At 49.9% G+C, this 22,178-nt stretch carries 20 protein-coding genes; 12 read left to right on the forward strand and 8 right to left on the reverse strand.

Annotated features, from left to right (window positions below; genetic code table 11):
- The coding region (locus APY94_RS06240) for a hypothetical protein (protein ID WP_058938811.1) at positions 1-212 on the reverse strand (212 nt) is incomplete at its 3' end.
- Positions 213-388: 176 nt separating this feature from the next.
- Here APY94_RS06240 and APY94_RS06245 point away from each other — a divergent pair.
- The 4 genes from APY94_RS06245 to APY94_RS06260 all read left to right on the forward strand — a co-directional run bounded on the left by APY94_RS06245 (position 389) and on the right by APY94_RS06260 (position 7,600).
- Entirely contained in the window at positions 389-1,684 is a 1,296-nt protein-coding gene (locus APY94_RS06245) for an RNA-guided endonuclease InsQ/TnpB family protein (protein ID WP_058938812.1), read from the forward strand.
- 205 nt (positions 1,685-1,889) lie between these two features.
- Complete coding sequence (locus tag APY94_RS06250; RefSeq protein WP_058938813.1) at positions 1,890-4,865, forward strand: OB-fold nucleic acid binding domain-containing protein; 2,976 nt, start codon at positions 1,890-1,892, stop codon at positions 4,863-4,865.
- Positions 4,866-4,870: 5 nt separating this feature from the next.
- Positions 4,871-6,193: a tripartite tricarboxylate transporter permease gene (locus tag APY94_RS06255; RefSeq protein ID WP_058938836.1), complete on the forward strand. Its 1,323-nt coding sequence runs from the start codon at positions 4,871-4,873 to the stop codon at positions 6,191-6,193.
- A gap of 6 nt (positions 6,194-6,199) precedes the next feature.
- Complete coding sequence (locus APY94_RS06260) at positions 6,200-7,600, forward strand: metal-dependent hydrolase (protein WP_058938814.1); 1,401 nt, start codon at positions 6,200-6,202, stop codon at positions 7,598-7,600.
- Here the strand turns inward: APY94_RS06260 and APY94_RS06265 are convergent.
- The gene (locus APY94_RS06265; RefSeq protein ID WP_058938815.1) at positions 7,597-8,454 is read right to left on the reverse strand and encodes a class I SAM-dependent methyltransferase; all 858 of its coding nucleotides are present in this window, start codon (positions 8,452-8,454) and stop codon (positions 7,597-7,599) included. The two genes, APY94_RS06260 and APY94_RS06265, sit on opposite strands and share 4 nt — an antisense overlap.
- Positions 8,455-8,534: 80 nt before the next feature.
- Here APY94_RS06265 and APY94_RS06270 point away from each other — a divergent pair, with 80 nt between their 5' ends.
- Both APY94_RS06270 and APY94_RS06275 read left to right on the forward strand, forming a co-directional pair.
- Positions 8,535-9,248, forward strand: coding sequence for an RAD55 family ATPase (locus APY94_RS06270; RefSeq protein ID WP_058938816.1), 714 nt, complete (start codon positions 8,535-8,537; stop codon positions 9,246-9,248).
- On the forward strand, positions 9,248-9,691 hold the full coding sequence (locus APY94_RS06275; RefSeq protein ID WP_058938817.1) for a hypothetical protein: 444 nt from the start codon (positions 9,248-9,250) through the stop codon (positions 9,689-9,691). Before APY94_RS06270 ends, APY94_RS06275 begins: the two co-directional genes overlap by 1 nt.
- Here APY94_RS06275 and APY94_RS06280 read toward each other — a convergent pair whose 3' ends face one another.
- Both APY94_RS06280 and APY94_RS06285 read right to left on the reverse strand, forming a co-directional pair.
- Positions 9,692-10,627 carry a dipeptidase gene (locus APY94_RS06280; RefSeq protein WP_058938818.1) on the reverse strand — a complete coding sequence of 312 codons (936 nt, stop codon included), beginning with the start codon at positions 10,625-10,627 and terminating at the stop codon, positions 9,692-9,694. It abuts the gene before it with no gap.
- On the reverse strand, positions 10,624-11,706 hold the full coding sequence (locus APY94_RS06285) for a hypothetical protein (RefSeq protein ID WP_058938819.1): 1,083 nt from the start codon (positions 11,704-11,706) through the stop codon (positions 10,624-10,626). The genes APY94_RS06280 and APY94_RS06285 overlap by 4 nt, the downstream gene beginning before the upstream one ends.
- 63 nt (positions 11,707-11,769) lie before the next feature.
- On the opposite strand from APY94_RS06285, the gene APY94_RS06290 reads away from it, so the two are divergent.
- Together APY94_RS06290 and APY94_RS06295 are read left to right on the forward strand one after the other, a co-directional pair.
- Complete coding sequence (locus APY94_RS06290; RefSeq protein ID WP_058938820.1) at positions 11,770-12,321, forward strand: DUF531 domain-containing protein; 552 nt, start codon at positions 11,770-11,772, stop codon at positions 12,319-12,321.
- Positions 12,294-12,770 carry a signal peptidase I gene (locus APY94_RS06295; RefSeq protein WP_058938821.1) on the forward strand — a complete coding sequence of 159 codons (477 nt, stop codon included), beginning with the start codon at positions 12,294-12,296 and terminating at the stop codon, positions 12,768-12,770. Before APY94_RS06290 ends, APY94_RS06295 begins: the two co-directional genes overlap by 28 nt.
- A gap of 463 nt (positions 12,771-13,233) precedes the next feature.
- Here the strand turns inward: APY94_RS06295 and APY94_RS13865 are convergent, their stop codons facing one another.
- On the reverse strand, positions 13,234-13,362 hold the full coding sequence (locus APY94_RS13865) for a hypothetical protein (protein WP_281176012.1): 129 nt from the start codon (positions 13,360-13,362) through the stop codon (positions 13,234-13,236).
- A 4-nt stretch (positions 13,363-13,366) separates the two neighbouring features.
- Complete coding sequence (locus tag APY94_RS06300; protein ID WP_245610427.1) at positions 13,367-14,149, reverse strand: phospholipase D-like domain-containing protein; 783 nt, start codon at positions 14,147-14,149, stop codon at positions 13,367-13,369.
- Between the two features lie 79 nt (positions 14,150-14,228).
- Here APY94_RS06300 and APY94_RS06305 point away from each other — a divergent pair, with 79 nt between their 5' ends.
- Positions 14,229-16,373, forward strand: a complete 2,145-nt coding sequence (locus APY94_RS06305) for a tyrosine-type recombinase/integrase (RefSeq protein ID WP_058938823.1) — start codon at positions 14,229-14,231, stop codon at positions 16,371-16,373.
- 70 nt (positions 16,374-16,443) lie between these two features.
- The gene (locus APY94_RS06310; protein ID WP_058938824.1) at positions 16,444-19,002 is read left to right on the forward strand and encodes an AAA family ATPase; all 2,559 of its coding nucleotides are present in this window, start codon (positions 16,444-16,446) and stop codon (positions 19,000-19,002) included.
- Positions 19,003-19,039: 37 nt separating this feature from the next.
- On the opposite strand, the gene APY94_RS06315 is transcribed toward APY94_RS06310, so the two are convergent.
- Together APY94_RS06315 and APY94_RS06320 are read right to left on the reverse strand one after the other, a co-directional pair.
- A complete protein-coding gene (locus APY94_RS06315; RefSeq protein WP_048150814.1) occupies positions 19,040-19,615 on the reverse strand; it encodes a hypothetical protein in 576 nt (191 codons plus the stop codon).
- A 42-nt stretch (positions 19,616-19,657) separates the two neighbouring features.
- Positions 19,658-19,993 carry a hypothetical protein gene (locus APY94_RS06320; RefSeq protein ID WP_048150816.1) on the reverse strand — a complete coding sequence of 112 codons (336 nt, stop codon included), beginning with the start codon at positions 19,991-19,993 and terminating at the stop codon, positions 19,658-19,660.
- Positions 19,994-20,089: 96 nt separating this feature from the next.
- Here APY94_RS06320 and APY94_RS06325 point away from each other — a divergent pair, with 96 nt between their 5' ends.
- Positions 20,090-21,709: a type I restriction-modification system subunit M gene (locus APY94_RS06325; protein WP_058938825.1), complete on the forward strand. Its 1,620-nt coding sequence runs from the start codon at positions 20,090-20,092 to the stop codon at positions 21,707-21,709.
- Complete coding sequence (locus tag APY94_RS06330) at positions 21,709-22,176, forward strand: hypothetical protein (RefSeq protein WP_058938826.1); 468 nt, start codon at positions 21,709-21,711, stop codon at positions 22,174-22,176. The genes APY94_RS06325 and APY94_RS06330 overlap by 1 nt, the downstream gene beginning before the upstream one ends.
- Positions 22,177-22,178 lie beyond the last annotated feature (2 nt).

Consider the following 22,178-nt stretch of genomic DNA (forward strand, 5'->3'; position numbering starts at 1 on the left):
CCCGTCTCGATCAGCCTCACCCCCTCCCCCTCCGCCGCGGGCGGGAGTTCATCGAGGCGGTTGAACCCGGCCTGAACGCCGAGCAGAATGCTCTCTCCGAGGTACTTTCCGAAGCAGTCCATGGGCATTCTCACTACCCTTTCGAAGAAGTAGTTCCTCTCGAAGGCCTCCGCAACGGCTTCAAAGGCCCTGAGATTGCCCCGGTGAAGCACCCTGCTGGCTGAGGCGACGAGCAGGGGGTGGAGCAGGTGCCTCCTCTTGTCCGTGACTATTACCTTTTTCTCTCGAAAGCTTCACCCTTCAAGGTGGGGATGCGGTGAACCGCCCAACAGCCCTCAAAGAGGAAAGCAAACTATTTTAAAGCCTAAGAACAATACCATACTTTGGAATGAGGCGAGCAGTAACGGTAAAACTCCAACCCTCAAAGGAACAGGAGAAAACACTCTTCGAGTTAGCCGATACTGGAGCTAAAGTCTGGAACCGAGTGAATTATCTGAGAAGACGAGAATTCTTTGAAGGCAAGCCCGTGGACTTCCTCAAAACCGAGAAGATAGTTTATGAAGAGTTTAAGAAGGAAATCGGCTCGGCAACAGTCCAGCAAATCTGCAGGAAGAACGCTGAAAGCTGGAGAAGCTTCTTTTCCCTCCTCAGGAAAAGGCGGAATGGAGAACTACCCGAATGGCTCAAACCAAAACCCCCAAACTACATCAAAGAAGGAGGCTTAATAGTCCTCAGAAACGACCAGTACAGGATTGAAGACAACAGGTTAATCCTCAAGGGACTCGGAAAGTTCAAACGCCTCGAAGTCCAGTTTAAAGGCAGGATACACTTCAAAGGCAAGCAGGGGAGACTGGAAATCACCTACGATACCGTTAAGCAGAAGTGGTATGCTCACGTCAGCTTTACCGTGGAAAAGAAACTGGTCAATGATAAATGGGTGAGAGTTCCAAGACGACCGTTAGGCAACCTCTCCGCTGGAATTGACTTGGGAGTGAACAATCTCATGGCCGTTTACGTTGAAAACGGCGAAAGCTTCCTTGTGAACGGAAGACCATTAAAGTCAATCGCCTTTTACTGGCGGAAGAGGATTGCAGAGTATCAGTCCAAAATCAACAAAAGCGGTGCAAAGAAGAGTAAGAACCTCAAGAGGATGCACGAGAAAGCCAAACTCCAGGCGAGGCATTACATTAACACTGCCGTAAGGCAAACCCTTGAGAGGCTTTATCAGTTGGGCGTTGGCAGGATTGTCATTGGTTATCCAAAAGGAATCGCCAGAAACTCTGAGAAGAGCAGGAAACAAAACTTCCTCCTCTCTCACGTTTGGCGGTTCAATTATGTTATCAAACGCTTGAAGGAAGTGGCTGAGGAGTATGGCATCGTTGTTGAGGTTGTTGGTGAGGCTTTTACTTCTAAGCTTTGCCCTGTCTGCGGGAAGCCCCACGAGGGGGCGAGATTTGTTCGTGGTTTGTTTAAGTGTCCCGTGACGGGGCTTGTGTTTAATGCGGATTTAGTTGGTGCTTTCAATATCTTGAGGAAGGCCGTAAAAACCATAACCCCGAGCCTCTCCGCTTTAGCGGGAGGTAGGGGTAACTGGCCTAAGACCTGGCCGGAGGGGTCGAAGACCCAAGTTAGTTTGGGCTTTAATGAAACCCCTCAAACCTCCCCGTCAATGGTGAGGGGTTAACTCGTTGGAACCCTCACCCATCACGGCGAGGAGGAGGTCAGCGTCTTCACGGCCCGTCTTTTGAGTGAGGCCTTAAATTATTTTCCCCGGTCGTAACGTTCCACCTTATTCAAACCTGGTTACTCCTGTCCCGTTTTGACACGAAAGCGTTAAAAAGAGCATCCATCAACTGGGTTGCTACGTCAAATAATCCGGAGGTCTGCTCATGTCAGGGAAGAAGGGTGAGAAAAAGCTCTACTACCACGGACTCAAGGAGCAGAAGAAGCTCAACGTATCGAGGCTCAAATACCTCTCGATTCTCCTGTCTGTAATCGGCGTCGCCGTTCTGCTCGTTGCCGCCCAGAGCGCCCAGGCACCGCTCGTCAGGGTGAGCGACGTCTACGGCAACTACCTGATGAACTACGCCGTCGTCAGGATAAACGGAACGGTCGTTACGGTGCCCTACGTCTCTCAGACCGGCGGGAAGCTCGGCCTCACCTTCACGGTGGACGACGGAACGGGGCAGATAGACGTCAGGGTCTACTCCCCGCTCGCCGATGAGATGATACGGAAGGGTCTCGTTCCCTTCCCCGGCGACGAGGTGACGGCCGAGGTTCAGCTCCGCGTGAGGGAAACCTACACCTACTCGATGCTTCAGTACCTCGACGGCCTGAATTTCCGCTCGAAACTCTACTCCGATAATCCGCCCATCGTCAAGTCCCTCAACGCCAACATGAGCGGCTCCTACGTGGCCGTTGAGGGCATCGTCACCGAGTTCTCCAACGTCAGCTCCGGCTACCTGATGACCGTCGATACCGGCGACTCCCTTGTTTCCGTGCTCGTCCCGAGGGTTCTTCTCGTCTTCAACAACCTCTCCGTCAAGGTCGGCGACACCCTCTACGCCCCTGGAATAGTCTACCTCTACAAGGGCACTTCGCCGGAGATAGTCGTCAGGAACATCACCCGGCTCTCGGTGACCCCGATCGAAGAAGCTCCCGTCGTTCCGATAGGCGAGGCACCCAACTATCCGGGAATGGTCATGGCCGTTGAGGGAACGCTCGCTGGAATAACCTACGAGAACGGCCGCTACGTTCTGACCCTCACCGATGGAGAAGACTACCTCGACGCCCTCGTCCCGAGGGACATTCTCCCGAACCTCAACCCCTTCAACGCCTCGAGCGAGAGCACGGTCAGGGTCGCGGGAAGAATGGGGGACGACGGCAGGCTCGTTGCGGCCTACCTGGAGGTCGCCAAGCCCATGAAGATGGAGTTCAAGCCCATCGGAACCCTGACCCTCGACATGCGCGGCTCGATAGCGGCCGTGAGGGGCAACATCGAGGAGGTCGATAGAATAGGCTCGAACCTTAAGCTCGTCATCGACGACGGAACCGGAAGGCTGGACGTCTTCATCCCCTCGGCCGCCCTCGCGGAGCTCTCCAACGAGACGATGGCTCAGCTTAAGGTCGGCCTTGGAGTCGAGGTCGCCGGCTACCTCGAGGAGTACCGCGGAAAGCTTGAGGTGGTCGTTTACACCGGAGGTGGAATAAAGGCCCTCGGAGAGCCGCTCCCGCCGGAGGAGATAGAGCTCCCGAAGGTCACCGCGGCTCGGCTCGCTGACTATGAGGGCCAGCTCGTGGATTTCGCGGGTTCAATCGAGGGCGTAACCTACGCCAACGGCACCTACTACCTCACCGTGGACGGCGTTAAGGCTTCGCTCCCGAGGGAGGCCTTGCTGAACCTCAACCCGCTCGAGGTCGGAACCGGGAGTCAGGTCACGGTCAGGGGCCTGGTGGCTGGAGAGAACCTCGTGAAGGGCGAGAACCTCACCGTTGAGGTGCCGATAGCCCCGATTCCTCTCAAGCCCGACGAGGTTACCCCCGAGATGGAGGGCCAGCTCGTCGCGGTCGTTGGTAAAGTAACCGACGTGGCCAACCTCAGCGGCAACCTCAAGATAGTCGTCGGCAACCTTCCGGTCTTCGTGCCGCGCTCAACCGCCAACGAGCTGGCCTACGTCCCGGCCAAGGGCGACCTGGTGCAGATCGGCGGATACGTTGAAATCTACCGCGACGAGCCGGAGGTAGTGCTCTTCAACCCTGCCTCAATCGAGAAGATTGAGCAGGCTGGGCCCGTTGAGGGTACCGTCTCCGACCTGAAGACCGCAATGGAACCCCTCCTCCTGACGGTTACGTGGGACTCAATTGCCTACCAGAAACCCGACTACGCCCTGACTTTCCACGACTCCACCGGAAGCGCAACCCTGCTTGCCGAGCGCTCCCTCCTGCCCAACCCGCTTAAAGCAGGAACGGGCAGCACGCTGAGGGTGATAGCCGACCCGCTCTCCGGCAGGATAACCGCGCTGAACGTCACAAATGCCAGGCCCTCGCCGCTGGTCAGGACCGGCTCGGTGGACCTCTCGATGAAGGGCAAAACCATAACCGTGAACGGAACGGTTTCGAGCCTCTTCACCCTCGGAAGCAATCTCAAGCTGACTGTAGATGACGGAAGCGGCGGAATAGCGGTCTTCATACCCGGCGGCGCCAACCTGAGCGTCGAGAAGGGTCAGAGCGTTACCCTCGCTGGCTACGTGGACGAGTACGACGGCGAGGCCGAGGTTATAGTCTACGACCTCGATGCGGTCGTGGCGGCGGAGAAGCCCTCAGGAGGAACCGCGGGAATCGGAGAGGTGAAGGTCTCGGAGCTTTCCGCCGCCACCGGAAGGGTGAACCTCACCGTCACCTGGGATGGGTTGAGCTACGAGGACGGCTACGTCATGAAGGTCCACGACGACACCGGAAGCGCTGAGCTGTCAGTCTCGCGCGATGTCCTCCCCGACCTGAGGGAAGCGGGAACTGGAAGCACGCTGAGGATAACCTACAACGCCGACTCCGGTGAGGTGGTTTCCATAACCGTCGTCGAGGCGGTTCCGGCGGAGGAATTAAGGACGGGTGACGTTACCCTGAACCTCCTCGGAACGACTGTGGTCGTTGAGGGAACCGTGGTGGACGTCTACACCGGCAGCACCTTTGTCAAGCTGACCATCGACGACGGAAGCGGAGAGCTGGTGGTCTTTATACCCAAGAGCGTGGCAGGGGACTTAACCTTCAGCGAGGGTCAGACGGTCAGGATTGCGGGCTACGTTGCCGAGTACAAGGGAACCGTTGAGGTCATTCCTTACAGGAGTGACTGCATTGAGGTGAGGTGATGGCCATGGTTCCCCTTTCAGACCTTTTAATCTGGTCCCTCGCGGGGGTGCTCTTCGGCGCCCTCATATCCTGGATCCCGGGCTTCCACATATTCAACATAATGGCCCTACTCGTTGCTGTCTTCGGCGTTGGCGAGCTGATGCCGGTTCAGGCCTTTCCCTTCTTCGCCATCGGCGCCATAGTTGCCTACGCCTACGTGAGCGCGATATCGAGCGTCTACTTCAGCGTCGCCGATGAGAGCGCCGTCTTCCTCCTCTTCCCCACACAGCGCTACCTCCTCCTTGGTAGAGGCCACGAGGCGGTCCTGCTCTACCTCATCGGAGCGGTAGCGGGAACCCTCTTCCTCGTCCTTGGGGCCCTCTTCATCTTCCCGAGGGTTCTCCCGCCAATCTACCAGGCCACTAGTCCGTACATCACTTACTTCCTCGTCGCCATAGTGGTCTTCATGTTCATGAGCGAGTGGCCCAAGGAGGGCGACCGCGGAAGGACTCCGGCAGAGAGGCTCTGGCTGGCCTGGAGACAGATACTCGGCGGAATCCTGGTGTTCTTCCTCTCCGGCCTCTTGGGCTTCATAGTCATGAACACCAACCTCCTGCCGACGACGAGCGCCTACACCAGGCTCACGCCGATGTTCATAGGCTTCTTCGGAATGTCCTGGGTGATACTCAACATACTCTCCAACCCGCCGATGCTCGAGCAGGTTCCCGATGATAGGGTTGAGAGTAGCCTCTACAACACCCTCAAGGCCAGCTTCGGCGGCGCCCTCGGAGGAACCATAGCGGCCGTTTACCCGATAATCACCGGTGGAATGGGAGCTTTGATAGCGGGCCACATGACGAGCCAGCGCGGAGACGACGCCTTCATCATAAGCCAGGGTGTGAACAGGGTCATCTACTACGTCGGAGCCTTCACGCTCCTCTTCCTGCCCCAGCTGAGGCTCACGAGGGGAGCTGCTGCCTGGCTGGTGAGTTCAATCTACACCCCCAAGAGCTACGCGGAATACTTGGCCGCGATAGGCGTTATCCTGCTCAGCGCGGGCATAAGCTTCCTCTTCACCTACTACCTCTCCAGGTTCCTAGCCAGGAGCTTCAACGTCGTCCACATCAAGAAGCTCTCCTACGTTGTCGCGGTGACGCTCGTCGTCATCTCCTACCTCCTCACTGGACCGATGGGGCTGGCGGTGCTCTTCGTCTCGACGGCGATAGGAATGATGGCGGCTGCTTTCAACACCAGGAGGAGCTACTGCCTCGGCGGACTTATCCTGCCTGTGCTCATCAGCATGACAGGCCACACCGGCTACTTCATGTCCCTGCTCGGACTGGGGTGATGGAAGATGAGGGGATTCACCCACTACATCTCGGGCCTCGCGGCGGCGACCTTCTTCGCTGCCCTCGTCGGTGATTTAAGGCTGGGCATACTCATTCCGGTCATAGCGGCTGCCGCCGCCTACTTCCCTGACTTCGTGGACTTCAAGTTCGGAAAGTTCCTGGCGAGAAGGGACTACGAGATAGACCCTGCCCCCTGGGACGAGAAGAAGCACTACGCGCCGAAGCTCGTTAGGGTAAGCGAGCTGAGCGAGGAAAACCGCTACCAGTTCTTTGCCATTGAGGGCAAGGTCGAGGAGATACTGGCGAGGGGCTCTGGAAAGGTCTCCTACAGGGTTCTCCGCGAGGACGGAAGCGAGGAGACCGTCACGGAGAGCTACAACAGCATAATCTTCACGCTCAACGACGGAACCGGAAAGATAACCGTTGAGGCCTTCGGCGACGACTACGAGTTCTTCGAGGAGGAGTTCGGAAAAATCGAGGAGGGCAAGAAGCTACTTGTCTTCGGCTACGTCGATGTCGAGGAGGACTGCTCGCTCAAGCTCGTCGTCAGCGATGCACCCCACCCGCAGGGCATAGCGGACACCATAGCGAGGGCCATTGAGGAGGCCTATCGTGAGGGCGAGAGGATAGTCAAGATACACAACATTCGCCTCCCCGGCGACGTTTACAGGCGCTTCTGGGTTCACCTCGACCCGCCCAAGAGGGAAGTCCGCGTCGAGATGGGGCCGATAGTAACGCCAGGTGGCGTTGCCATAGGCGGCGACGTTCCTGAGTACAGGAAGTACGGCATAGCCAAGGTGGGCGTGCCCTTCATTAAGACCTATCCAAAGCCCACCAGGATAGACTCATTCTCAGGCCCGGAGATAGCCTTCAGGAGGGCTGAGTTCAAGGGCAAGACGGTCGTCAAGGACAGGTTCCTGCCCTGGCACCACGGCTTCAGCCACTCCCTCACGATGGGCATGATAATAGGCCTCGTCGTCTTCGCTTTCTTCAAGCTGATCGGCTATGAGCACGCGACGGAGCTTGCCCTCGCTTCGATGATCGGTCAGTGGCTCCACGTCTTCGAGGACCAGCTCGGCTTCATGGGAAGCAACCTGCTCCCGCCGATAACCAAGGACGTCGTTCCGGGCTTCAAGCTCGGAGAAAGCGGCAGCGGTTTGACCAACTTCTCGACGGCCTGGTTGATGATAGCCTTCATGATATGGAACTTCAACCGCTTCACTGACCCGAGGCCTATACCAATAAGCGACGCCAAACTGCTGCTCCTCCTGGCCTGGCCGTCGATAATAGGCTTTGGAATAGCAATAGTCAAGAGCTTCAGGCTTAGAAGGGAAATCTCGGAGCTCATGGATTACTACACCAATCTCGAAGCCTTTGAGGAGCTGGAAGAGGTCGGAGGGATTTAATTCTTCCCTCCTTTGTTTTCCGGTTTCCTTCCCATAACCCCGAGCGCCTCCTCGACCCTTCTAACCCCGGCGAAGCCTGCCCTTCTCAGTCTCTCCATGACGCCCTTCTGCAGGTCCTTCTTCCGATACTTCTTCCCTGGGTTGCCGACGTAGTGGAAGAGCCTCCCACCGGGTTTAAGAACCCTGAACAGTTCGCGGTAGAACTCTTCGGAGTAGAGTTGCCCGGCCAGAGAAAAGCGCGGTGGGTCGTGGATTATCACGTCAAAGCTCTCGTCCTTGAACTTCTTCACGACCTCGAAAGCGTCGCCCTGAATCACCTGAATCTTTCCGCCGGTGAAGAGCTCTCTGCTCCAGGGGTTTATCCTGGCGAGTTCGAGCACGTTCGGGTCCTTCTCGATGGTTATGACGTACGCCCCGCGCTTCGAGGCTTCTATGGCCGTGTATCCCAGCCCCATGCAGGTGTCGAGAACCGTTTCGCCCTCTCTCGGTTTTACGGCGTTCACCTTGTTCCTCGTGTCCTGGAGGGGGTTTACCTCCTTCGTGCGGTGCATTCTGATGCCGTTTATCTCAATCGTGGGCGGAATCGTCGGGACGAGCTTGTAGAAGTGCTCTCCTGCGATGGCGGCTTTGTAAACGCCGTCCCTCACGAAGTAAACGCTACCCTCGTCCCTCGCGATCCTCTCGATGACGTCCCTCTCAACCCTGGTTCCATCTGGGAACATGAACCCGTCCCCGTCGAGGGTTACCAGCCACGAACGGCTGGTTTTCCTCAGGTCGAGGTTGAGCCTCGCTCCGCCCTTCGCGAAGAGCAGTCTTCTCGCGTCTTTTGCGGTTAAAAAGTACAACTCGTCCATGAAACTCCACCACTTTGATGCATCTGTGGGCTACTCTTTTATATGACTTCCGCCCAAATTATAAATCGGGGTGTGTATCGATGGGCCTCCCCGAGAGGATACCGAGTGGTATTAAGGGTTTTGATGAGATAATTGAGGGAGGACTCCTGCCGGGTAAGACGTACCTCCTCATAGGTCCGCCTGGCAGCGGTAAAACTACCTTTGCCATGCAGTTTTTGATTGAGGGAGCGAGAAGAGGGGAGAGGGTGGCCTACGTTTCCCTCATACACAATCCCAATGAGGTCGTCAAGGACATGGCCCGCTTTGACCCATCCGTTTGGATTTATGTTAAGTCCGGCAAACTAATCCTGTGTGACTTTGGAAAGGATCTGTGGAGGAGGTCTGGAAAGCCTCCATCGTGGGGCGGGGTCCTCATGCAGGTGCGGGAGCTCGCGGAGAGGAACAGGATAAGCAGACTTGTTATCGATCCCTTAACCGCTATAGAATTCCAAACCAGCGATCCCGCGGAGAAAAAGGCCGAGCTTTCGAACTTCATCAGGGCGATTGAGGATCTAAACGTAACGACGTTTCTTGTGGCAGAGCTGACGGATCTGGACAAGTACACCGAGGAACACTATATAGCCGACGGCGTTATAATGCTGCACTACTTCATGAGCGAAGACGGATCGGAGATGGTCAGGGCCGTTCAGGTTCTCAAGATGAGGCGGACAAAGCATCTTACCCGGATGTTTGCGGTGAAATTCTCCAGCGGTGGGCTGGTGGTTCTCGACGAATCTCCCCTTGGTGAGGCATGATGGATAGGGATTCCAAGCGGAGGATACGCTTGGAGGATGTCCTGAAGGAGGAAAACACACTCGAAAAAGCTTACCTGGCAGGATATCTGATAGGCTACGGCGGACATTCGGAGTGGAGTGGCTGGGTCAGGGAACTGAGGCAGGATGTCTACTCCAGGGCAGGGTCGGAAAACCTTCTGGACGAGGCGAGGATGGCGTATCTCCGGGGCAAGAGGGAGGGCATGGATGCCCGCTACAGGGACATACAGCGGGGCATTTACAGGGTTTCAAAGTTTGAAAAGGTCAGGATGCGCCGTTTGACCGAACGTTTTGCGCTGTTTGAGGGTTTGGGGGAGGGGGGTACCTACAGAAGGCCAAGGTTTCTAAGGCTTGGAAGGCTGGGGAACTCTTTGGGGATGCTCCGCCGGTCGTATGCAGGCCTGCCAAGGTTTCTCAGGAGGTAGTCACCCGACGACCCGCTCAAAAACACGCTCGAAGTTTTCGAAGGTTATCGCTTTAACCTCTTTCTCGCTGAGGGTCTCCGAGAGCCTCTCTATCAGGTGGGGTATCCTCGATTCGTCCTCGAAGCCCTCAACGCTCCTCCCGCTCCAGCCACGGAGGTAGTAAACGAAGTCGAAGCCGAGCCCAACGTGGCGGTAGCCGGCCAGATCGACCAGGTACGTTATGTGCTCCACGTACCCCTCCAGCGTTGCCCGCTCCCGGTGGATAAAGCTCGGGATGGCAACTGCACCTATAACGCCGTTCCTCTCTGATATCGCCTTTATCTGCTCATCCGTCAGGTTCCGCGGATGGTCGCACAGCCTCCTCGCGTTGGAGTGGGACGCTATGACAGGGAACGCCGTGACATCCAGGGCGTCCCAGAAGCCCCTGTCGTTGATGTGGCTGAGGTCAAGCAGTATCCCGAGCTCCTCGGCCTTTCCGACGACTTCAACGCCGAAGTTCGTCAGTCCGCTCCCCGTTCTCTCAAAGACCCCGTCAGCTATGGCGTTTCTCAGGCTCCAAGTGAGCGTCAGAACCCTCAAGCCGAGGCGGTGGAAGAGCTCCAGCAGGCCAAGGCTCTCCCCTATTGGCTCCCCGCCCTCAAGGCTGAGCCACAGGGCGACCTTTCCGTCCCCGATGGCATTTTTCATTCCATTGACGGTTGTGACCAGCTCAAAGCGCTCGCTCCCCCCGACGTCCTTAAGCAGGGAGTTCAGGACCTCAAAACCGTAGGCCGTTGCGTCTCCCCTTCTCTCCGGCCGCGTCCAGATGGCCATAACCCTGGCCCTAACCCAGGGACCGAAGAACCTCTCGAAGTTCCTCTCCAGCACAAGGCTCCTTCCGTTCATCCTCTCGTCGTGGATGAGCGTTGGCAGGTCTGAGTGGGCGTCGAATATCACAGCTTGCCCTCCCTCAGCGTCTCGATTTCAATGAGGGCTTCTTCCCTCACCTGGGGGTCCGGGATGTTGATTGCAAGTTTTTCGGCACTGTCGACATCTTCGTTGAGGGCCAGTTCGATGGCTATTGCCTTCATTGCCTCGCTCTTCTTTCGGATGTCCTTTATCTTTATGGCGAACGCCAGTGCCCTCTTGAGGCTTCCCAGCGCTGTGAGGAGTCTGGCTATCTGCTGAACGTTCGCCTCGGTGAAATGCGGGTTCTGACAGTTCTCAAAGGCCTTATCCACAACGTCAAGGTACTCTGGGTTGTTCACTCTTTTCATCCACAGTGCTATCTCAAGTGTCCCTATGAGTCTAACTACGCCGCTGTAGTTTCTGTCCAAGATTGCCAGCGCGTAGTGATTTTTGCCCTCCAGGAGCGCCCGCCGAATCTGGGGGAGGCCAACGTCGTAGACGGTTTTCGTTAGCTCTATTTTCTTTTCAACTATGGCCGCCTGCTGGTTAACGTTGAGCTTATCGAATATATCAAAGGACATCTCATAAAATTTTAGTGCTCTGCTGGAGGGTACGCTGTCTCCCGCCTTTTCCAGAAGTTCCGCAATCTTCAGCAGGCCGTCTACTTTGAGGCGGTACGCAATTTCCGCGTTAATGATGCTGTCAAAAGCGAGGTCAAAAACCTCCAGAGCCTGCTCTGAGTATCCGGAAATGGCCATGTGGTACGCGAGGAATGCCAGGGCTATTCCCTTCTCCGTGGGATCTTTTACCCTGTCCAGCTCCTCTATGGCGCTGTTAAAAAAGTCCGCCGCCTCATCATGATACCCAATTTTTTCTAGGACTGAGGCTATCATCGAGTACCCCATGGCCCTGTCCGTTGGGTGATCCATTTTTTGTACTATGTACGTAGCATCATCAATTATGGTGGGTATCCAATCCGCCGGCCCCCCTTTGGAGTGTATAGTGATGGCCACCTGGGTCATGGCGTCCACTTTGTCCAGCGGATCGTCGAGCATCTCTATCTTTTCCATTGCATCCTCATAGTAGCCCCTTTCTATCAGGGGAATAACATCCTCAAGCGTCGTCATACTAACTTTTTAATTCGCTCTAAATCCTTATAAATATTTGTTGATTATCCTGGGTGAGGAGTTATGCTGACGATAGCCTTGTACAACACCTACGACCCCAAGAGGCTCCATGAGGCCCACCTGCGCGCCATAGCCCGAGCGGGACCCATAGCGTATGCCTACGGCTTTCACCTGGCCCTGGTGGGCTTCCCCTTCGAGGGCAGGCCGATCGATGTGGCGGAGGAGATAAGCGGCCACACCACGATAGGCGAGGGCGGCAAGTACCTCATAGAACTGGCGGAGGGGAACCGCTTCCACCTTCTGGACTTTCCCAGGCGGGGCTTCCCGCCGCAGTTCGGAACACCCGTTGCCACCACCAGGAAGCCCAGTGCTGAGAAGGAGATAACACCCCTTGAGCTCGCCGAACGCGCCCTCCGCGGTGAGAGCTTTCTCCTCCTGGTGGGCCTCGGACGGCACGGCCTTCCCAAGGAAATCTTTAAGACCGCCCGCTACCACATGGACATAACTGGAAAAAGGGTGAGCCTCGAAACGTGCACCGCCATCGGTGCCATTCCCGCGAGGATAAGCACCCTCATGGAGGCTCTGAGATGGAAGACGGGTGGAAAAAAGATCTAGCATGGGTGCTGATAGCGGTCATAGTTGTCTTCATCTTCCAGTTCGGCCTTAAGGTTGCGCTCCACACTGACTCCCCCCTCGTCATAGTCGTTAGCGGCTCGATGGAGCCCGTCTTCTACCGCGGGGACGTCGTCCTGCTGAAGGGGATAAGCGAGGAGAACATCGACGATGTTCACATCAATGACGTCATCGTTTACAAGCGTCCCGGCTACGAGTATCCCATCATCCATCGCGTTAGGGAGATAAGCGAGGTGAACCTCGGCGGTAAGACCGAGAAGTGCTTCCTCACGTGGGGCGACAACAACTGGGCCCCTGACCCAGAATACCCGACCCCCTACGGTATGGTGCCGTGCGTCCCGGCCTACGCCGTCGAGGACAAGGCCCTGCTGGTGCTCCCGAAGATAGGCCTCATTCCCCTTGAAATCAGGGAGAACCTGGGCCTGGGATGATGTGAGGGTAGGTGGCCGAGCGGTGCGATGAGGAACTAATCGGCCCCTGACCGGGAACTTTTGCCGGGCGGAGGCGTGATCTAAATTCGTTTTTATTTTGTTAGAACATCCCTGACCTCCTCCCCGCCTTAGATAGGGGTTCCAACGGTTTAACCCCTCGCTAAGGGTGGAGAGGTTTTTGGGCACTCATCCCCTACTCCCGTCGCCGGTTTCAGCTCGGCCCGAGGGGACGGTCTTGCTCTCATTACCCCTACCGCCAGACCGGATTGGGGTTATCGCTTAAGGCCACTCGCGGATTTCAAACCACTCCAAGGCGGAGTGGTAACTGAAACCCTCGCCCCATCGGGTTCTTTTGAGTGGCCTCCCCAAGGCCTTACTACACTCCAAAGTTCAAAAGGGTTTCGACTGTTGGAATGCCGGATTGCCGGAGAAAAATGTAACCGCCGGGATTGGGGAGATGCGTTCAGTTTTTCACCTCCACCTTAAACTCCCGCGCCTTTCTCTTCATTCTCCACTCCCCGATCTTCCTCACGAACGGGCAGCGGGAGCGCCAGCGCCAGTAGGCCCTCTTCAGTCCATCCATCATTTTCATCGACCTAATACCCCCTTTTAATCTCCTCGAAGTACTCCAAGAGCGACTCCGCAATCTCCTGGGACTCGATTCTAACGCTCACCTCGTGATTCCAGTCCAGCGCGGCCTCGCTCCAGTTGTGGCTTCCGATGTAAACCACCCTGTCGTCTATCACCACCATCTTTGTGTGGAGGGTTACCGAGGGGGAATCAAAGACCACATCGACCCCGTTGGAGCGGAGGTAGTCGTAGGTGGCCATGTTGTCTTCGATGCCGTTTTCGAGTATCACGTGGACGCTCACGCCCCTCTTCCTGGCCTCCACCAGCGCCCTTATCAGGTCGTTGGCGTGATCGTAGCTATCGTTGGGGTCGTACTTCATGAGGAACATAGTGACGTAAACGCTCTCCCGCGCACCGCGTATGTCCTCGATGAGGCTCCTGTAATACGCGTCGTCCACCAACAGTTCTGTCGGGGGGGCGTTCTCCTCCCTTTTTGACCCCTCCAGCAGGCAGTCGCGGTACTTCGCGCTGAGCTCCTCCAGGCTCTCACTCGTCCGGGCTAACGTCGAGTTCAGGAGCCGGAGGTTCTCGATGCAGGCAGTGAGGTTCTTTCTGAGCTCCGTTTCAACACTGTGGTTCTCGATGTACTTGGTTTCTGTCACGGTGAGGGTTTCAGTGACCGTTCTGGTTTTTTCCAGAGTAACGGTTTCCTCGGTGGTGGCTTCCAGGGTTGAGGTTCTCCCAAGACAGCCCGCCACTGCGAGCATCGCTGCCACCAGTACGGCCGCTAGGTACACTTTTGATCGCATGGATGGTCATAGGAGGCACGCCTTAAAGCTTTAGCGGGTGAAACCTTTTAACGTCCCCGCCGTATCCCCTGTGGTTGGGATGATGAGTCTAGATAACAAAATAACTTCTATTGTTTATTCTAATGTGAGAACTCACCTGCCTGAGTTGCACTCTGATTGGAATTTAACCCAAGATGTATCATCATCCAATTTGTTTACATATGGTGCCAATATTGGTGAAAAATCAAAACAAAATACAATTAAGACTTATAAAGGTAATAACATCAAAGGCAAATTTTATAAAAACTGGATGCACAGGTTGGAAATGACAATGGAGGGGTATATGATGTCAATGGGTAATGGTAAAATAATGCCCCAGTACACAATGTGTTATCTCCAAGAAGTACTAAGCTGGGCTAGGGTTGAGTTCATGAGAGTATTCAGTGCTCTTGTTCAGGATTTAGCCACCTTGCTTAACATAGACCAATCAACAGTAGGGGAAGCACTTGAAGAGGTAATTGACTCACTAGTTGAAAGGAAGACCATACTTTTCACCAAACAGCTTACCAAGGCAGTGGCAAAGCATTCAGGAGTGTATCAAATCAAAATACATGAGGGAGAAATCAAGGACATCTTGTGGGCTTACAATAAACTTAGAGAGCTGGGCTTAACTTCTGAAGGCTTTAAAATCAAAGTGTACATTGACACTTTAATTGGCATTAACAAAAGGTTAAAAGTTGAACTTAAGCTGAAAAGGAAAGAAGGGCAGTACTACATCTTCAAGGTTCCAACAGAAGATGCTGAGAAACTTGAAAGTAAGTTTGTAGATATCCTAGTGGTACTTGATAATAAAACCTCACAACTGATTCTCAAAGCTACTGAAGATGCTGAGAATATTATTGACAGTGTAAGAGAAATCATTGAATCAAGGAGGCTCATACCTTCAATGTCCTCATGGCCAGCACCTCCTTGTTTTTCAGACTTACAACATCCAGTTTCCCAAACAGGCCTAGGGCATCAAAATCTCTCTCAGAAGGATGTGGTAAAATCAGAGGGTAACATAGTCCAAAATCCTGTAGGACAGGATGCTAAAGAAAGTAAGAAGATACTGAAAAGAAGCAAGCTTTATGATGTGCTGGAGGGGGGTGTAATCTTCATTAAGGTCAAGGATGCCCTTGAGGAATTCAAAAAATGGTCAATAAGAGACTTCAGGTATGAGATATATGAAAATGGAAAAACTAAAACAGTAACATACAATGATTGGGATGAATTTGTTAATGACAGAAACATGCCACCAGTCATTGAAAAAAGCAAGAGGAACATTCTTCAGAGGATAAGATATGTGGAGGTCTTCTTGGAGCACACTCAGGGTGTTATCACTGAGGAGACTATAGAGGAGTTCTTTGATTGGTTACAGTATAAGAAACCAATAACTAATGGGAAAACTGTGAGAAGCGGTGTAAGCAAAGACACATTCAACAAGTACAAGAGTCATATTAAGAAGTTCTTTGAATTCTTGAAACTCAGACACTACCAGGGTTATGTGGCCCAGGTGAACTATACTGTAAAAACAAGAAAGACTAATAGGGTTAAAGTTGTAGATGAAAATGACATTAAAAACTTGATTAGATACATCAGAAGCTCAAACAAATTTAGTCAGGAAGAAAAAGATGAGTTGGTAGGGTTGATTCTTCTGGAAGCAACTACAGGGCTAAGGACAAGTGAAGCACTTAGGTTAAAAGTTGGTGACATTGATTTTGGAAACAGGATTGTCTTGGTGAGGTCTGAGATTACAAAGAAGAACTATAGCAGAATAGTCTATATTACTAAGGAGGTAGCAAACTATCTCAAGGACACAGTGGTTGGGAAGTACAATAAAGGTTCAAATGATTACCTGTTCAGTCCAAATATATCAGGATTTAAGGAATCAAGCAAGGGTAGGGTTACACAGAGACTTAAAAGAGCAGGTATTGCCTTCAATATGAAATCCCTTAGAAAGTTCTATGTTACAATGACTAGAAATCCCCCCAAAGAGGCCCTGGAGCTTCTTAGAACTAACAAGGCCCTAGACAGTTTGGAGTTCCTAACAGCTGGTCACAAGACTTTGGAAATTGTTGAAAGCCATTATGACTACACAAAGACAAGTGTTGATGAAATACTCAAAAAGGCAAAACTCCTAGATAGGCTATTGGCCCAGAGAGATGTTTATGATGTGGTTTTCAACAACACAAGGCTCTTGGAATGAAATATATTCTGCTTTATAATTTTTCATGCCTTAAGTCAAATTTTTGTTTAATATATAAATGGGATTAATAATGGTGTGGGACAAGCAAGATGAGAAAGGAGAACATGCCCCTGAGGAGTACCCTGCTAAAATCATTGGGGGGAATATTCCCCCAGTCCCCCTAGCTGAGGGGAAGAGTAATAATCCACTCACATATTCCCCCCATGGAAAGGGGAATTGGGGAGGCCAGTATTCACTAAGGGGGAACTTCCTTAAGGATATGGATTCTTTGAAAAAAGCAATACACAGGGTTGTGCATGTTAGTAAGCAATATGAAATAGTCCCTCTTTTGGTGCTTTTCCTGCATCCAAACATCAGTAGAGATACTCTCACAGAATTATCAGTAAAGTTGAATCAAGAATTAGGGCTGAACTACAGGTTCAAATCAATCCAAAATGGCATATCTTCAGTGCTCAAAAGAGAGGATATTATATTAACTTACAGGGTGAATGGAGTTAATTACTATTCTTTAAACAGTACTATAGAAAATAAAATCATAAAAGAATACTCAGAGATAGTATCCGGTGTGAATGATAGTAGGGAGATAGAGGAGATAACTCCTGAGAAGTTAGTGCCAGAAGCTGAAAGTTTTCTCATGGGAGTCTACAAAGATGAAATCATCAAGCTACTAACAGAAGACCCATCAAAAGTGTTGACAGTGAAGTATGAGAAAGTATTAGCATTTTCAGACAAACTTGCAAGGTTAGTAAAGTACAGAACAAAAGAGGTTATGAAAATAACTTTTGCTAAGGCACTAGAAAAAGTAATCCAAGAGCTGAGTGGTGACTTATCAGATGAGAGTTCTCATGGCCTAAAAGTAACATTCACTTCTGAAGTGACACATAGAAGGTTGATAGATATAGATGTAAGTAGGGACCTGAACACCCTAATTACAGTAGAGGCAAAGATAATGGCACTGAGTAGGCCATTGATATTTTACCCAGAATTGGTTTTTGTGTGTAGGGATTGTGGAAATGAAATAATTAGACTCCAGGATTTTCTAGTTCCAAGGATTGGGGAAAACAAATGCAGTGCATGTGGTTCAAAGAATCTCTTCATTGACACTTACAAGAGCAAAGGAAAGGAACTTCTGGTATTTACTCTTCAAGACCTTCTAGAGAACTTGGAGAGTAATGAGCAGCCTCAGGATTTTCAAGCTTTTACAACACTCAACACCAAGAAGTTGCTTTCTCTTATGGGGCAGAAGGTCAAGGTAACTGGCATTGTCAGGACAAAAATCCAGCTTGAATCTGAAAGAGCCACCACTAGTGAGGTTGTCCTTGAAGTCATTAATGTTCAGGAGACAGAACAAAGAGCCTCATCAAGGCTAACTAAAGAGGATATTGAAAGAATCCTTAATTTTAAAGAGAAATATTCAGAGAAAGAGATAATAGATGTTTTAATTGATAGTATTGCCCCCAGTATCTATGCTAACAAAAAAGATACCCCAGAGCTGTGGGCTATTAAAAAATCAGCTCTACTTGCACTTGTCTCCCCAAAGAAGCTTGTTAATGGTAACCTAAGAAAATGGATTAATATCCTTGTTATTGGTGACAAAGGAACAGGTAAATCTAGGATTCTAGAGGACTTAAAGAGAATTTTCCATCTAGAACTTGTCACTGGGGGAGGTAGTACAAACCAGGTAGGTCTTATTGGGATGGCAAAATATGATGACATGACAAAAAGATGGGTGTATAGGGCAGGAGCTTTGGCAAGGGCAAATGGCACAGTGCTCTTAATTGATGAATTTGACAAATTAAAAGAAGATGATTATAAGGCTCTCCATAATGCTATGAGTGTTGGTTATTACATTTTCAACAAGGCTGACTTGAACTTAGAAATCATGTCCAGAGAGTCAATAATGGCAATGGCTAATCCATTAAAAGGAGTAATCTCAAATCAGAAATCACTCTTTGAGCAGGTTGCCTTCAGCACAACATTACTAGACAGGTTTGACATCATAATTGGCCTCAGAACATATGAATCAAAGGAAGTTGTGGATAAGATTGATGAGAAAATCTGGGAAGCATCACAGGGGTTAATCAAAAGGCAAGTTGATGATAGATTACTAGTAAAGTACATTACATATGCTCAAAAGATTGTCCCCACTTGGGAGGACACAGCAAAGCAGAAGCTCTCTGATTTTGTAAAAGAACTGAGAAAATACCTTAAAGAGAATGGAACCTTTAACTATTCTCATAGGCTACAGATGAGCATGATAAATATTTCAGAAGCTATTGCCAAATTGAAGCTAAAAGACAGAGTTACTGTAGAGGATGTCCATGAAGCAATTGAGCTAATAAAAATTGCAGTAAAAAGTTGGGGGGAGGATATTGACTTTTCACTACTGAGTGAATTATCCTATGAGTTTACAGGGGAACAGAGAAGAATGCTTGATGCAGTTGAAGAAACTCTTGAAGACCTCAGAAACTACTATCCAAATGGAGTCCCTAGAGATGAGTTGGTGAGTGTCCTTGAGAAAAAGTTGGGTTCAAAAGATGCCGTGAGAAAGGCACTTACCCTTGCAATAAAAGTTAACCTAATTACAAAGATTTCAGGGGAAAGTTATATTCTCACAAGGGACACTTGAGTTTAAAACTCCACAAATCCCTTTATTGATGTTTTGACTATTGGTCTTTTGAGGCCTGTTCCATAAACTCATCTTGGGGAAAGAGGTGTAATATAAACTTGGTTTTTCTCTTGAAATATTCACCTTCAATATCACTCTTGTCCAAGAGCTCTGTTAATAATTCAAGCTGCTTTTCCACTCCTTTTATTGTTCCTAGAGCATCTTCCTTGTTTCCTTGTGGAATCAAAAGAAGCAGCTTTAGTTTTAGAGAATGTAGAATTTTGTGAACCCATGAGCATATTGGTTGTGGAACTCCTGAAAAATCCCATTCTTCCTCAACACTCCATATTTCCCATTTATCTCCAAATTTCCTGCTTTTGTTGTGTTCTCTAACTATGAGAATCTTTGGTTCCTTGCAGTTTGTGTATACAGTAAACTGAAGCCTCTCCTTATGAGTATGGTCTAATGTATCTCTCCCAAGCCTTAGATAACAAATACTCATATTCTTTGGCACTGATACATCATACTGATTAGTTCCATCTCCAATTAGGATTAATCTCAAGTTAGCAGGTTCATCCTCAATTACAATATTTGCATAGTCATCTAGAATTACAAAATCTGAATTCTTGACCATGTCATCACCATTAAGATAATGGGAAATTATAACTTAGGGCAGTTACACTTTTTGCTCTATATTTCTCAAATAGAATGCCACAGCACTGTCTATCCACATGCTCATGCTGAGGTCAAGTTTTTCTGCCCATGTTTTTATTCTTTTATGATTCACCTCACTTACTGAAAAAGTTCTTAGTGTTGTAATGTCCCCAGCCATGAAGTCAACATACCATTGTAAAAACTTCTTGAATTTGTCTATGTGGTTTATTGAAAAGTTCAAAGCTTTAATAATCACTTTGACCATTGGGATGCTACTTCTCTCAGAGTACTCCTTTAGAGACTTGTATGTTTCAACATACATGAGAACATTCAATTTTTTGTAACCCTCCTTTCCCATGATGTCACCACCATTAATTAATAGAACACTAATGACTTAGGGCATCAGAAAAGGTTATTTACTGCCTTATTGCAGTCATTGTGGTGGTGGGGTATAATGGACAAGGAAGTCCCTTTAACTACCTTTATCAAAAAATCTAATTCCAAAAAATCAGATGAAACTAAAATGGAAAAAAGAATTAATAAAGTAGCAGACTTGATAGATAAAGAGCAATTAAAAACTTGGCTTTGGGATGCAGCAAATATCCTAAGGAACAGAGTTGATTACATGCCATACATACTAACCCTCTTATTCTACAAGAGATTATCAGATGTATATGAAGATGAGTATAAGGAGGTTTATGAGAGGGTCTTTAATCAGATGAAAGAAAAACTTGGAGATGAGAAAGCTAAGAAGATTGCTGAGATTGAAGCTAAGAAAAAGAGTTGGCATAAGTATCAGATACCAGAAGATTGCCTTTGGGAGAGAGTCAAGAACACTCCTGTAAACATTGGGGAGAAACTAAATGAGGTCCTCATGAAGATTGAAGAACATAATGAGAGCCTAAGGGGGCTTTTGACTAGAGTAGACTTTAATAGAAAGGATGTTCTCCCAGACCAGAAGTTAAAGCAACTAATTGACCACTTTGATAGATATAGAATTGGAAAAAATGTCAGCCCTGACCTCCTTGGAGAGGCTTATGAGTATCTTGTTGAGCAGTTTGCTCTCACAAGTGGGAAGAAGGGTGGAGAATTTTTCACCCCCAAAGAGGTTGTGAAAGTTCTTGTCAGAATCCTTGACCCTAAGGATTATGAAGAGGTTTATGACCCAGCATGTGGAACTGGTGGTATGTTGATAACTGCATACTACCACATAAAAGAGAATGGTGGTGACCTAAAGAAGACCAAATTCTATGGACAGGAACTCAATGACATGACCTATGTGATAGCCAGAGTTAACATGGTGGTTCATGACATTAAGAATGCTGACATAAGGCAAGGTGATACTTTCCTCAGTCCCCATTTCACAGAGGGTGGAAGGCTAAAGAAATTTGATGTGGTTCTTGCAAACCCCCCTTGGAATGACAAGAATCTGAAAGGCCTTGAAGAGAACATCAAGAGAGCTCCATTCAGTGGGGATAGATTTCCCTTTGGAATACCCCCCTTAGGAACCTCAGCTGACTGGCTGTGGATTCAGCATATGCTTGCAAGTGCAAGAGATGACACAGGGAGGGTAGGGGTAGTAATTGACAATGGTGCCCTCTTCAGAGGAGGGAAAGAGAAAGACATTAGGGCAAAGATTGTGGAAAAGGACTGGATAGATACTATAATTGCACTCCCTGAAAAGCTGTTTTATAATACAGGGGCTCCTGGTGTCCTGATAATATTCAGGAAGAACAAGCCTGATAATAGGAAGGGTAAGATACTTTTCATTAATGCCAGCCAGGACTATGAAGAAGGCAAGAGACAGAACAAACTTAGGCCTCAAGACATTGATAAGATTGTGGATGCATACAATGACTTCAAAAACATTGATGGTTATGCAAGAGTTGTCAGCTTGGAGGAAGTAAGGGAGAATGACTACAACTTAAATGTCACCCTGTATGTGACACCCATAATTGAAAGGGATGAAGTTGATATAGGGGAAGTATGGAGTAAAATTGAAACTCTTGAAGATGAGAGGGGTTCCCTTAAGGCAAAGATAGAGGAGTACCTTAAGGAGCTCCAGGTGATTTGATGGAGATTTTGAATATCATTTTTTCCTTCATTAATTACCTTGCCTCTTTCATTGCATTCATAGTGTGGGGAATTATTGGGGCAGTCAGCTTTGTGGTGAGCTTGCTGTCCTCAAGGGCATTTATAACATACATCCCTCATCCAGTTGTAGAATTGATAGGCCCTCTAGCTATGTTGTGGGTGGGTGCTGAAGTTGAAGAGTATTACACTCCAAGGCCTGTGATATTCCTGAATGCTATTGCTATAAATCTGCATTTTCTGGCCATGGGATGGGATTCCATGTGGGTCAGGTTCTACATGAACTTAGGTCTTATTTTTGGAGGGCTTGCATGGTGGTCTTATGAAGAGGAGTTTAGCATGCATTCTACATTTTATGACTGGGCTAAATTGCTTTATGGTACTGGTACATGTGGCTTAGTGATACTTATGACATGGGTGTGGGAGCATTTATTTAGTGCAATACCCTAAAG

Origin of the sequence: Thermococcus celericrescens, assembly GCF_001484195.1 — an archaeon.
Classification (GTDB): Archaea; Methanobacteriota_B; Thermococci; order Thermococcales; family Thermococcaceae; genus Thermococcus; species Thermococcus celericrescens.